At 48.6% G+C, this 12,713-nt stretch carries 11 protein-coding genes and 1 pseudogene; 8 read left to right on the top strand and 4 right to left on the bottom strand.

Annotated features, from left to right (window positions below; genetic code table 11):
• From BSZ32_RS19475 to BSZ32_RS15160, 3 genes and pseudogenes are all read left to right on the top strand, one after another.
• Nucleotides 1–210 (top strand): annotated as a pseudogene (locus tag BSZ32_RS19475) (hypothetical protein); the annotation flags it as partial.
• Between the two features lie 218 nt (nt 211–428).
• On the top strand, nt 429–2,675 hold the full coding sequence (locus BSZ32_RS15155; RefSeq protein ID WP_105044195.1) for a transglycosylase domain-containing protein: 2,247 nt from the start codon (nt 429–431) through the stop codon (nt 2,673–2,675).
• A gap of 22 nt (nt 2,676–2,697) precedes the next feature.
• Nucleotides 2,698–4,365 (top strand): transglycosylase domain-containing protein, encoded by a 1,668-nt coding sequence (locus BSZ32_RS15160; RefSeq protein ID WP_105044196.1) that lies wholly within the window; start codon nt 2,698–2,700, stop codon nt 4,363–4,365.
• Nucleotides 4,366–4,468: 103 nt separating this feature from the next.
• Here BSZ32_RS15160 and BSZ32_RS15165 read toward each other — a convergent pair whose 3' ends face one another.
• The 3 genes from BSZ32_RS15165 to BSZ32_RS15175 form a co-directional block, all read right to left on the bottom strand.
• The gene (locus BSZ32_RS15165; protein WP_105044197.1) at nt 4,469–5,569 is read right to left on the bottom strand and encodes an acyltransferase family protein; all 1,101 of its coding nucleotides are present in this window, start codon (nt 5,567–5,569) and stop codon (nt 4,469–4,471) included.
• A gap of 25 nt (nt 5,570–5,594) precedes the next feature.
• Nucleotides 5,595–6,098, bottom strand: coding sequence for a crossover junction endodeoxyribonuclease RuvC (gene ruvC, locus BSZ32_RS15170; RefSeq protein ID WP_105044198.1), 504 nt, complete (start codon nt 6,096–6,098; stop codon nt 5,595–5,597).
• 74 nt (nt 6,099–6,172) lie between these two features.
• Complete coding sequence (locus tag BSZ32_RS15175) at nt 6,173–7,429, bottom strand: DEAD/DEAH box helicase (protein ID WP_105044199.1); 1,257 nt, start codon at nt 7,427–7,429, stop codon at nt 6,173–6,175.
• 169 nt (nt 7,430–7,598) lie between these two features.
• Here BSZ32_RS15175 and BSZ32_RS15180 point away from each other — a divergent pair, with 169 nt between their 5' ends.
• Both BSZ32_RS15180 and BSZ32_RS15185 read left to right on the top strand, forming a co-directional pair.
• A complete protein-coding gene (locus BSZ32_RS15180; RefSeq protein ID WP_105044200.1) occupies nt 7,599–8,900 on the top strand; it encodes a purple acid phosphatase family protein in 1,302 nt (433 codons plus the stop codon).
• A 140-nt stretch (nt 8,901–9,040) separates the two neighbouring features.
• On the top strand, nt 9,041–10,036 hold the full coding sequence (locus tag BSZ32_RS15185) for a hypothetical protein (protein WP_105044201.1): 996 nt from the start codon (nt 9,041–9,043) through the stop codon (nt 10,034–10,036).
• 4 nt (nt 10,037–10,040) lie between these two features.
• Here BSZ32_RS15185 and BSZ32_RS15190 read toward each other — a convergent pair whose 3' ends face one another.
• The gene (locus BSZ32_RS15190; RefSeq protein ID WP_105044202.1) at nt 10,041–10,343 is read right to left on the bottom strand and encodes a hypothetical protein; all 303 of its coding nucleotides are present in this window, start codon (nt 10,341–10,343) and stop codon (nt 10,041–10,043) included.
• A gap of 96 nt (nt 10,344–10,439) precedes the next feature.
• Here BSZ32_RS15190 and BSZ32_RS15195 point away from each other — a divergent pair, with 96 nt between their 5' ends.
• The 3 genes from BSZ32_RS15195 to BSZ32_RS15205 are packed head-to-tail and all read left to right on the top strand — an operon-like array spanning nt 10,440 to nt 12,634.
• Nucleotides 10,440–11,285, top strand: coding sequence for an SMP-30/gluconolactonase/LRE family protein (locus tag BSZ32_RS15195; protein ID WP_105044203.1), 846 nt, complete (start codon nt 10,440–10,442; stop codon nt 11,283–11,285).
• Nucleotides 11,286–11,341: 56 nt separating this feature from the next.
• Nucleotides 11,342–12,130, top strand: coding sequence for a thiazole synthase (locus tag BSZ32_RS15200; protein WP_105044204.1), 789 nt, complete (start codon nt 11,342–11,344; stop codon nt 12,128–12,130).
• A 54-nt stretch (nt 12,131–12,184) separates the two neighbouring features.
• Nucleotides 12,185–12,634, top strand: coding sequence for a YlbF/YmcA family competence regulator (locus BSZ32_RS15205; RefSeq protein ID WP_105044874.1), 450 nt, complete (start codon nt 12,185–12,187; stop codon nt 12,632–12,634).
• Nucleotides 12,635–12,713 lie beyond the last annotated feature (79 nt).

Below are 12,713 nucleotides of genomic sequence, written 5' to 3' on the forward strand. Positions count from 1 at the left end.
AATATTTTCATAAGATTAATCGGGTTTATATTCGGCGGAATAACAGGCTTTATGCTGAGTTTTTTTATTGTTGGCTCATATAAAAAAGTGAGTTTTCCAGTTGCACAAATACCTTTAGAAATCTGGATAATAACTGGTGTTATTGCCATATTTGGAGCGATTTATCCTAAAATTTTACTTAGGGGATTTAATGGATTATTTCCATATTAGAATAGATATGACTCAACCTGAGCCGGCCCTTCTAGTCCCCCCAAAAAGAAAAAATCCAAGGTCAAACAAAGCAATAGAATGCGTAATGTTCGCAAGCATTGTAGAAAATATGCTCCAGTGAATACCCGCGAACAATCTTATGGACTAGGGTTGTTTTTCACCTAGCTATCCTTCATACAGTAGTACGCCGAGGGCCACAGTGCCTATCTAGATCCATTATGGCCGCTAAAAAAATAGCCAAGAAAGCAACAAAACGTAAAACCGCCCGCAAGTCTGTACCGTCAGCCAAGCGCAGGCGGAAGACCAAACGTGGTTTGCTGACTCGCTTTCTGACTTGGCCGGTCGGGATCGCCGACCATTTTACCCGATCCTGGCACCCAATCAATCGCTGGTTTGCTAAGGTTTTTGCTTGTATTGGATTTCTCTGCGGCGTGCTTTTTTCTATCTTAGCGACCTTCTATGGCGTGAGAGCGCAGACATACGACCTAAATAAAGTCACTGAAATGCCAGCCCGTTCGATTGTTTATGCAAACGACGGGAAGACTGAAATTGGCACGGTTCACGGTGATAACCGTCTAATCTTGGAAGTAGAACAAATCTCACCCTGGTTTATCCAGGCATTGGTGGCGCGCGAAGACGCAAGATTTTATGAGCACCTGGGCATCGACCCTCGTGGTCTGATCCGCGCATTCAAAAACTTCGTCAGTGATGGAAAAAAAGAAGGAGCCTCTACCATCACGATGCAGTTAGCTGACAATTCCTTTAGTTACAAAGGAAAGTCAATTGATGGAAAATTGCTAGAATTGGCGCTCGCCCTGCGAATCGAAAATAGATTTAGTAAAAACGAGATTCTTCAGCATTACATGAATCGTATTTTTTGGGGGCACTCGATTCAAGGAATCGAATCCGCGTCTCGGACTTATTTTGAAAAGGCTGCCTCCGACTTAAACCTCTCTGAAGCAGCGTTGCTGGCAGGCATCATCCGCGGACCGAACACCTTCTCACCCTTCGTCAATTTCGAAGCTGCGAAAAAGCAGCGCAATGTAACACTGGGAAGGATGGTTCTCTACGAATTTATTACTCAAACAGAGGCTGACCAAGCAAAACGCGAGGAACTCAAGATTCGTCCAATCGGAAGGCGCATTCTCCACGATTCCTACGCGATGGATGCCATCCGCCGCGATCTTGATAAAATACTTGAGCAACATAATATCGAAATGGGTGGTTTACGTATCACCACCACCATCGACCCAGAGCTGCAAAAAGCCGCCGAGCTTTCGGTTGAGAAACGCCTCAAAGCAGTAGAGCAACGTGCGGGCTACAACCACCAGACTAGAGCACAATTTATACGTAACGCCGCTCATACCATAAAAGCACCTAAGTACATCCAAGGAGCAATCGTCTGTGTGGAAAATAAGAGTGGCGCGATTCGCGCTATTGTCGGTGGACGCAATGCGGATGAGTCAAAATTCAATAGAGCGCTTCTCAGCAAGCGCCAAATCGGCTCTGTCTTCAAACCCTTCGTCTACATGTCAGCCTTCGATAAAGGGCTGCAGCCTGGTGCGTGGGTACGCGATAGTCGAATCCGTCCAGGCGAAATCACAGGTGCACAGCGATCCTGGTCACCAGCTAACTCTGACGGAACTTACAAGAACATGATGACCGTTTCTGAAGCTCTCGCTCGTTCACGCAACACAGTGGCTGTCAGGGTAGGCGACTACGCGGGCATGAATAATGTGTTAGAATCAGCGAGAAGAGTGGGATTCAACCAGAAGATTCCAAGCACCCCAGCCACTTACTTAGGTGCATTTGAAGCCACTCCACTTCAGGTAGCTCAGGCCTATAGTGCTTTCCCCAATGGAGGAACGATCTACCGGCCCTTTATCATTTCACAAATCACCGACGCCAATGGCAAGGTGGTTTACCCAGGATCGGGTTCGATCCCCTACACGGCGGCAAAAACTGGCTCGGCATGGTTAGTATCAAACACTCTGCAAGAAGTAACTTCACGAGGGACCGCTGCCTCTTTACGCAGCACACATGGATTTGAAGCGCCGTGCGGCGGTAAAACTGGCACCACAGATAACTACAAAGATGCCTGGTTTGCCGGCTACACTAGCTCAATCACCTGTGCAGTGTGGGTAGGAATGGATGACAACACACGAACTATTAGCCGTGGATACGGCTCAACTCTAGCATTACCGATCTGGGCAGACGTAATGAAGGCTGCAGATCCACGCAAATACCCAACGCGTGCCCTAACTCCGACCATGCAATTTAAAAAAGTGCGTATTTGCCGCTATACCTCACAAGTTGCTACGCGTGGTTGTGAATCTCATCGTTCAGCGTACAATGCTTCGATCCCGGTGGATTTAATACCAAAACACACTTGCGATAACCATCCAGTTCGCGCAGAAGTTCAGCAAGAACCGACTGCGCCACCGAGGGCTGTTCCAGCTCGTTAGAATCTGATAGTTGATTACAAGTATGCCGTGGAAACCTAAAAATAGAAAGTCGCCAATGACGGATTGGATGCCTGAGTGGCTAAGACTAACACTCAAGGTGGGCTTTAGGCTTTTCCTTTTTGGTATCGTTGTCTTTTTACTCGTCGGCTCTTATTACTATTATAAAGCGAGCCAGTTTGACCTAGATAAAGTGGCTGAAGAGCAACTTAAGAACACCCTACTCGATCACACGGGTAAGCCCTTATTAAGGGCCGACGATAAGCAATCTCTACTGATCACGAAGGAAGACTTACCTCAGCATCTAGTGCATGCTCTCATAGCACGAGAAGATAAGAATTTTGAAACCCACTGTGGTGTTGATTTTATTGGCCTGGTTCGAGCGACCAAAAGAAATGTGAAGGATATGTCCTTCACCCAAGGCGCCTCGACGCTCACTATGCAGCTCGCACGCAACACCTATGATGACTTGAAGGAGAAATCTCTGAATAGAAAATTTATAGAGATCGCCCTCAGTCTGAGAATTGAAAACCGCTACTCCAAGCCTGAAATCATGGCATATTATCTCAATCGAATTTATTTTGGATCGGGTTGTTATGGAATTGAGCAAGCCTCACAGAAGTACTTCAAGAAGCCGACACGCGAATTAGACCTTTCCGAATCAGCCACGCTAGTAGGTATCATCCGAGGTCCGCACATCTTCTCGCCATTGAATGATCTCAAAGCTGCTGAGGAACAAAGAAATCAAGTTCTCGATCGTTTGGTAACTATTGGAAAATTGACCAGCTTAAAGGCTCAATCTATCAAGTCAACGCCACTTAAGCTGCCACTGCTTGTCATCACAGTGAAGAAACCTCAAAATGTAGCCAACGGCTATGCTATGAATGCTCTTGAACGTCATTTGAATGAGCTTTTAGCTAAAAAAGACATCCGAGCAGCCGGACTCACCATCACAAGTTCTCTCGACCTCGATCTTTTACATCTTTGTGAAAACGACATGAAGTCTATCGTGAGCAGTACTAAACTCTCCAATCTACAAGCAGCCAGCGTAGTCATTGACCACACATCGGGAGCTATCCGTTGCTCGATTGGCGGCATCGATATAAAAAATTCCGAACTCGATTATGCCTTAGACAGTCAGGTTGATCTAGGTGACGCATTTAGCCCATTTATTTACGCCACTGCGCTTGAGAGAGGCAAGCTACCGATCAGAGGTAACCCAGTACAGACAAGCAAGCAGCTCGATTCAGCTGACATGATTCGCATAGCTAAACGTTTTGGATTTGAGGACAACTTCAATCAAAATGAAATATTCTACGGAAGCGGAACAACAAACCCTCTGAGGTTAGCTACCGCTTTTTGCGTTTTTGCCAACAATGGTAAACGACCCCACACTTATTTTGTGGAATCGATTGTTAAACATGACGGAACTACCCTCTTTTCAAACTCAGCGAGAAACACCCAGGCAATCCAGGAAGGTTCAGCAATAGAAATCAACAAGCTCCTTAAAAACGTAAAAGGTACTTTGCAATACACAACTTATGCTTTTGGTGGTAGAGCTCTTTGGTCTATGGCCAGCCACAAAGATAAGACTGCTGTACTTTGGCTGGGGTTTGATAAAGCTAAGCCAGTACCTAACAAGTCAGGCCTTCTCAAAAAGATGGAGAAGTTGACCTACAAATGGGTCAACTAGAACTTTGTGTACTCTAGGGTGTCTCCGGCAGCCAGGGTTGCGAGGATTTGGTGAATGAGTTTCTCCATGCTCCATATAAGGGGATTCTATGTCCTGAAATTGACTATTTTCCGTTCAAGAATCTCCCGAGAAATTTACCTCTAACTAAAAAATGGTAGCTGAGGAGTAGCAGGCTAAAGCTGAAGAGGTTGACCAGTGGGAACTTAATCCAGCAAGAGAGTGGCCAGTCTTGGATAGCGAGTTGGAGGCCGAACACTAGTGGAAGATGGGCGAGATAGAGCCAGTAGGAGGCGTCTGAGAGGTAGCGCATTTTAGGAGATGACTGAGTGCATTTTTCACGGAAGAACCCTATGCAACCGAAGATCATCAGCCAGCTGAAACTGACTTGAAGAAGGTCAGAAAGCCATTGGATTGATGGGGCGTTGTAAATACTCCACCATTCAAAGAGCATGCCGGTGGGGAAGAGGATAAAGAGGGCTAGGACTAGCTTGAGTCTCCAGTGGCTGGCTACACCCTTATCTCCAAAGTGATAGAGCGTGGCGCCAAATCCGTAAAATATTGCGAAGTAGAATAGTACGGAAGGAATGGGGATGAGCCCGAGTGAGGACTCTGGACCGTAGAGCGGGTAGGCACGAGTCACCCATAGCTGAGGGAGTAATGTGAGAGGAATCAGCCAGATGAGGCAACGCGGTGAGTTGACCCATTTCCTCTGAAGCTTAGGCTTAGGGATTTTGCTAATCAGGACGAAGCCCAGAACAAAGAGGCATAGAAACCAGAGGAACCAGAGGTGGTGGAAATTGAAGGTCTCTAACCATGGCGCATTGGAGGAGGGTGCGAATTTTTCGGCATCACCTTGCCTGGTTCGGCTTAGAGTCAAAATCCATTCGGTAATCGGGATCAGGATAGGGGTGAAAATAACTAAGGGTAGAAATACCCGTTTGGCGCGGTGGCTTAGTAAGGCCTTTAGACCGCGTCGCTGGTAGAGCATGGCTGTAAAAAATCCGCTCAGCAAAAAGAATAACTGCATACGGAAGCCGTGGATTAGGTGGAAAAACCAATTGAAAAGTTTTGACTGGGACGGGTCGGAGACTGCCCAGCCAAAGGTGGTGTAGGCTAGCGCGGCATGGAGAGCTATCCCTAACAACATAGCGCAAGCCCTGAGTGCATCCAGATCGTGACGTCGGTTGTTAGTGGATGTGAGCATCTTTGTTAGACGGGTTGGTGGGAATTTAAATTCTCTTCCTGTCTAGGATCGAAGCCTTGAGCGGGTCCGAGGCTGATAGATGAGCTATGGCAATAGCAAGAGCATCTGCCGCATCGTGCGGAGGGGTTTCACTCAGGCCTAGTAGAGCGCGGACCATGAAGGCAACCTGAGCTTTGTCGGCATTACCATTACCGACAACAGCTTTTTTGATCTTCTTTGGTGCGTACTCGTAGCATTCAAGTCCGCTATCGGCTGCAGCGATCATTGCTGCGGCACGGGCTGCTCCCATGCTGATGGCGGTACGGACACTCTGCACGTAGATGATGGCCTCTACCGCTACGACGTCGGGTTCGTATTGAGTGATCAAGTTCTGCAGCCCTGTGCGGACAGCCGAGAGCGCCCCTGACTGAGGAATCTTGGCGGGAATACTGATCACTCCGTAGTCGATCGCTCGTTGCTTGTTTTGGTCGCCTTCGACAATAGCATAGCCTGTGTTTCTAATGGCGGGATCGATAGCGAGTACTCTCATAAAAAATGCTAGATTAAGCAGCGGCTCAATCTAGCAGTGAAAAATAGGAAATGTGAAGTAGGAATTTCTTTCTATTACTTACGGCGGCGCTTCGGTGCTGGTCGGCGCTTCTTGCGTACTGACTTACCAGGACTGTCGTCGAGCAGAGCTGTGTAGGTGTAGTTAAAGTCTTCTAGCTTGCGGCGTTCGATCTTGTGACCCACGAAGTTTTCTACTGACTCAGCATACTCGATTTCGTCGGCAGTGAGGATAGTGAAAGCGTCACCTTCAGATTCTGCACGGCCAGTACGACCGATGCGGTGCACGTAGTCTTCAGAGTTTTCTGGAACCCGGTAGTTGATCACGTGGGAAACTGTTGAAATATCGATTCCACGTGCGGCGACGTCTGTAGCAACGAGGATATCGTAGGTGCCATCTTTGAAGCCTGCGAGCGCTTTCATGCGGTCTTTCTGACCGATGTCTGAGTGCATCGCTGTAGCTTTGGCTTCAGTCTTGTCGTTGAGCATGCCGCAAACCGCGTCCGCTTCTTTACGAGTACGGGTGAATACCATGACGGACTGGATGTCGGTGCGGTTGATCAGCTCGACGAGGAGCTCGTCACGCTGGTCCATTGAGACCGGGTAAAACGCGTGCTTGATTGTGCTCGAGACCTTTTGGCGTGCGATTTCAATCTTAGCTGGGTTATCGAGGCAGAATGTTGCAAAGCCTTGAATCGCTGGTGGCATGGTAGCCGAGAAAAAGAGTGTTTGGCGGTCAGGAAGTGTCTTAAGCTTGTATTCCTCTTCGCGTTCTTCACGTGGAAGATTGTGCTCACTCTTCCATGGGCAGAGATTGACGATCTTACGTACGACTGGGAGGAATCCCATGTCGAGCATGCGGTCGACTTCGTCGAGGATGAGGATTTGCACATCACCGAAGCGCATTGTACCGCGGAAGAAATGGTCTACTAGGCGACCAGGAGTGGCGACTACGATGTCAGCCTTGGCTAGTTTTTCAAGTTGCTCGCCGTAGCCAACACCGCCGTAGAGGAGGGCGACTTTACAGCCAGTGTGCTTGCCGTATGCTTCGAATTGCTCAGCAACTTGATGAGCGAGTTCGCGGGTTGGCTCGAGCACAAGAATTTGTGGTCTGCCGAGCGCTTTGATCTTAGAAAGTGAAGGGAGCGCGAAGGCTGCAGTCTTTCCAGTACCTGTCTGAGACGCTCCTACGACGTCACGGCCCTCAAGAATGAGAGGGATAGCTTGCGCCTGAATTGGGGTAGGGTTTTCGTAACCCGCATCGGTAACGGCTTGAACGATAGACTCTGAGAGCCCGAGATCTTTGAAAGACATGTAGGGGGAGTAGTCACAATTCCTACAATGTGAAAGGATAAATGCGGTTTGTGCGCTACTTTATTGCTAAAAATGTTCAAGATTTTGATACGACTCTTTACTCTGACGTGTATGGAGGGTTAGTTTGTCTCAGTTGGCTGAGCCAAAGCAACACACTAAAATTACATTTATGCCTATTTCTTTTACAATCAAACCATTACTCCAAGGGGGAGCTCTCGCTCTAGCCCTTAGCTTACCACTGTTCGCCGTTGAAGGCGTGGGAGTGATCGGCGAAAATGACTCTAATACTGCTAATTTTCGTCTTATGTGGATTGAGAATCCAACGACTGAGGCAACTGTGGGTTGGGTTCAGAAGTCGGGTAAACCGGGAGTAGTCCATTATGGGAAGGTCGATAAACAACGTAAACACCACCTCTACACAAAGACTCAAGCAGTACAGCGAACTGTGACGATAGAAGGTGGAACGAATTGTTTTGCCAAGTTGACTGGGCTTGAGCCAGACACTGAGTATTTCTACGTGATTAAGGATGAAGCGGGTGTGAGTCGTCGTTTAAAATTTTACACAGCTCCATCCAAAGCCGAGACCTTCACTTTCATCAATGGTGGCGACTCCCGTAGTAACCGCAAAACTCGGCAGGAACTCAATAAGATCGCGGCGAAGCTTAAACCACTCTTCATTTCATTCTCCGGTGACATGGTCAATAGGGCTACAGACAAAGAGTGGGACGCATGGTTTATTGATTGGCAACTGACTATCTCAGAAGAGGGCACAATCATCCCGATCGTTGCTCACCGTGGTAACCACGAGAATAAGAAAGACGCGATCGCTAATGAATTTAACACACCAGATGATGTGTATTACGCGTTTACCATCGGTGGTGATTTACTCCGGTACTACACGCTGAACTCTGAAATTCCAGCGGCAGGAGCCCAGAGTGAATGGCTGGAAAAGGACCTTGGAAAGCATGCGAGTAAGGTGACATTCACTGCAGCTGGCTATCACAAGCCGATGCGCCCTCACGTTTCCAAGAAAAAAGAAGGAGACAACCCATACAAGTGGGCACCGATTTTTTATAAGCATGCCATGGATTTAGCCTTCGAGTCTGACTCGCATTGTAACAAGCGCACGCATCCGTTGAAGCCAGATGTGAATGGCGAAGAAGGATTCTCTGTGGCAAAGAACGACCCTAAAGCCACAGTCTACACTGGAGAAGGCTGCTGGGGTGCACCTCTACGCAAGGCTGATGACGGCAAGAGCTGGACGATCGATTGTGCTGCCTTCAATGGCTTTGACTGGGTGCAGGTGACTCCTACTGCTATTCATCTGAAGACTGTAAGGTTCGATAAAGACGATAGTGCTCAAAAAGTACAAGCAGTTGCCCAGATGAATTCCTTCAAAACCCCTGATGGTCTGTCGATTTGGCAGGCAAAGGGAGGCGAACTACTCACGATCAAGGCTAAGAAAAAGTAGAGTTCTCTTGCCTCCTAGACCTGAGGACGTTATGTCTTAAAAGAACTTCATAACACTCCGAGAAGCTATATTTCCCCCAGCCATCTATTCGATGTCTGGGGTTTTATTTTCAACTTCCTGTTAGGTTGTGTCTAATATTGATGAATGCAGCATTGAAAAAAGTAATCCAACATCTGATAGCTGGGAAATATAACCCTAGCGAAGGTAGCCTCTATATTAGGGTTTCATGGCTGTGGCTCAGTGTTCTACAGCTCACTGTGAGTCTGACCTTGGCTTCACGAGGCTGGCTTATGTACCGATGGGACAGCCACATCCGCTCACTGCTCTGGGACGAAGAGGCTGTTGCTCCTCTATTAGAAAAGTACACGAGCCTCAGTTGGGAGGATTACGCTCTAGAGTCAGATCCATTTATTACCACTGGTCTCGAATGGTTGGGGATTATATTGATGTTAGGGGCTGTGTTGACGCTGCTGATGCGGATTCCCTATTTTGCTATTTTTAAATGGTTCTTGATTCCGCTGTGGGCGATCTTAGCCCTCGATAGCTTTAGCAACTATATTGATGTGAGTTACCAGTCTGGGATGCTGATTGAGTACGTGCTTCAAGCGGGCATTCCGCTGTTGTTTCTCTGGGTTTTGCTGTTTCCTAGAATGCTAAAAACTTGGGCCTGGATTGGCTCCTTGTTGGTGTCGGCCTGTTTTATTGGTCACGGCCTTTATGCGGTGGGATACCATCCTGTGCCCTGGAGCTTTCAGGTGATGACAATGGACCTTCTAGGCGTCAGCGAAGAAAGTTCGATATCATTTTTATACACGGTGGGCGTCTTAGACTTTATCGCTGGAATTGCTATTCTTGTCCCTATACTACGTAGACTGGGACTCTATTACATGTTCGCTTGGGGTGGGGCGACTTCTCTAGCTAGGATATTAACTCACTATGACCCTTCACTAAAATACAATGGCATGGACCCCTGGGTCGCGGAATGTGTAGTGCGCACTTCCCACTGGGTGGTTCCGATGTTGCTGCTGATGTTGCTGCCCCTGTGGAATAAAAATGGGAGGCTGACTCTTAGCTTGTTAGAGATTAGTTCACAGACTCGACGCATTCTCTCCAAAGCCAGTATATTAAAGAGGTGAGGGGCTAGCTCTTCTCTCGTCTCAGCATGATGAGCGAGATGATGAAGCTAGTGAGGCCTAGCAGGGTGAAACCACAAAGGTAGTAGAACGTATTCAAGTAAGTATCGAGGTAGCCTGTTAGACCTTCAATTTGATCTGAATACTGGGCTTTGTCCGCGTTGAGTTTTGTCATATTCATCGACGTTCGATAGCGGACAATGCTGAGAGTGGCTCCGATGACTGTGAAGTAGATCGAGTATCGGCACATTCTCCCCCAGACTGGACTGGCTTGGTTTGTAGATCCCTGCGATTGCTCAGATAACTCCATTTGGCATTTCTATCTGACGACTAGATGTATTCAAAGTCCAAATAGCCGAGCCGATCCATCTGGACAAATACCGGGTAGCTGATTATTTCTACCTGCATGACGATTGAACCAATTGGTAGTTACCGTGCGACATGGGGCGAAGGCCCTATTTGGTGGGATGGAATGCTTCTTTATGTAGATATTGAGCAACACAAAGTGATCTGCCTCAACCCGACTACGGGTGAAGAGAAGGTGATCGAGGTTGGTGAGCGGGTGGGAACTGTGGTTCCTAGAGAGACTGGCGGCCTTGTGATCGCTGGCGACAATGGTCTGTATTTCCTCAATTGCGATGGTGAAAAGACTGCGATTGCAGATCCAGAACCAGATAAGCCGGACAACCGATTCAACGACGGAAAGTGTTCACCCGATGGGCACTTCTTCGCGGGGACTATTTCGCTGGTTAAGAAAACGGGCGATGCTCGGCTTTACAAACTCGATAAGAATGGCGAGCTCACTGAGGCATTTTGCCCAGTGACCAATTCTAACGGACTCGCTTGGTCGGTGGATGGAAAGACGATGTACTACATTGATACTCCACGGCGCGAGATCTTAGCATTCGACTATGCCGACGGCCATATTTCTAACATCCGCACAGCCGCCGACACCAGTCACATTGATTCATCGCCAGATGGCATGACGATCGACTCCGATGGCAACCTCTGGGTGGCCTTCTGCCACGGAGCATGCGTTGCTTGCTTCGATCCTCGAACTGGTAAGGAAGTGCGCCGAGTCGAGATTCCCTGTCTAGAAACGACAGCCTGTGCCTTTGGTGGAGAGAATCTTGATGAGCTATTCATCACGACTGGTGTGCATAAAACTGAGAAAGAACAACACGCAGGTAAGATCTTTCGGGTGACTGGTCTCGGAGTGAAAGGTGTTCCGGCCTTTGCCTACCAAGGATAAATTAGTCACATTTGGCGATTGCGGCAGACGCCGTTGCCACGTAGTTTGCCGCCGCCATGAAGAACCAGCCATTAGTTATTGCCGATCGTAGTTTCGATTCACGTTTGATGACAGGAACTGGAAAGTTCCCCTCGAACGAATCAATGCGTGATGCTCTCGCCGCGTCTGGTTCTCAGATTGTCACTGTGGCACTTCGCCGTGCAGATCTCTCTGGCGGCAAGGACCCGTATGCGAATATTCTAGAGTACATCGATCCAGAGAAATACCTTCTGCTGCCAAACACCAGTGGTGCGATGGATGCTGAAGAGGCAATCCGCCTGGCTCGTCTCGCTGCTGCGGCAGGTCTGCCAAAGTGGATAAAACTAGAGATCCATCCTGACCCTACCTACCTACTTCCCGACCCAATCGAGACGCTCAAGGCGGCTGAAGTTCTGGTGAAAGAAGGCTTCACGGTTCTCCCTTACATCAATGCTGACCCAGTTCTGGCAAAACGACTGCAAGAGGTGGGAACCGCGGCAGTCATGCCACTGGGCGCGCCGATTGGTTCCAATAAAGGAATCGTCACACGCGACCAAATCCGCATCATCGTAGAACAAGCCATCGTTCCTGTCGTCGTTGACGCGGGACTCGGTGTTCCGTCCCACGCTGCTGAGGCGATGGAGCTCGGTGCCGATGCGGTTCTGGTGAACACCGCAATCGCGATCGCTAGCGATCCTGCCCGCATGGGCCAAGCATTCAAAGTGGCAGTCGAAGCCGGCCGCGCAGCCTACGAAATGGGCCTCCCCGAAAAAATCGACGGCGCATCCGCCACCAGCCCACTCACTGGATTTTTGCAGGGAGTCTAAAAAAATTAGGAAACTCGCTATTGCCAATTGGCCAATGCGGGTTTATCGATGCGCATGAGCTTAATTGCAGACGATTCCGCCCTGATGGCGACCACTAAGTCCCTTTGTGAGACACTTGTTTCCCAGCAGGCATTCAAAGACCTTCACGGCAACGTTGAGACATTCCTCGGCAACGACGAAGCACGTCTTCAGTACCAGTCCGTTCACGAGAGCGGTGAGGCACTCAACAACAAGCAACGTTCAGGCGTAGAGCTTAGCGAAGCTGAGATCGGCGAGTTCGAGCAAGCACGTGAGCAACTCCTTCAGAACGATACTGTGACAAACTTCATGGAAGCTCAAAAAGAGCTACAGACAGTACAACAGGCAATCTCCAAGTACGTAGGCCTCACTCTTGAGCTTGGTCGCGTACCCACTGAAGAAGACTTCGCAGCTGCATCTGGTGGCGAAGGTGGCTGCTGCGGTGGTGGCGGCGGCGGTGGTGAAGGTGGCTGCTGCAGCAACTAATATACCCAATATTTCTAATTATTTTAAAACCCTTAGAGTCATTGAACTCTAAGGGTTTTTCTTTTTTAGCTATTAACCC

The sequence above is a fragment of the Rubritalea profundi genome (genome assembly GCF_002954445.1).
In the GTDB taxonomy this organism is placed as follows: Bacteria; Verrucomicrobiota; Verrucomicrobiia; order Verrucomicrobiales; family Akkermansiaceae; genus Rubritalea; species Rubritalea profundi.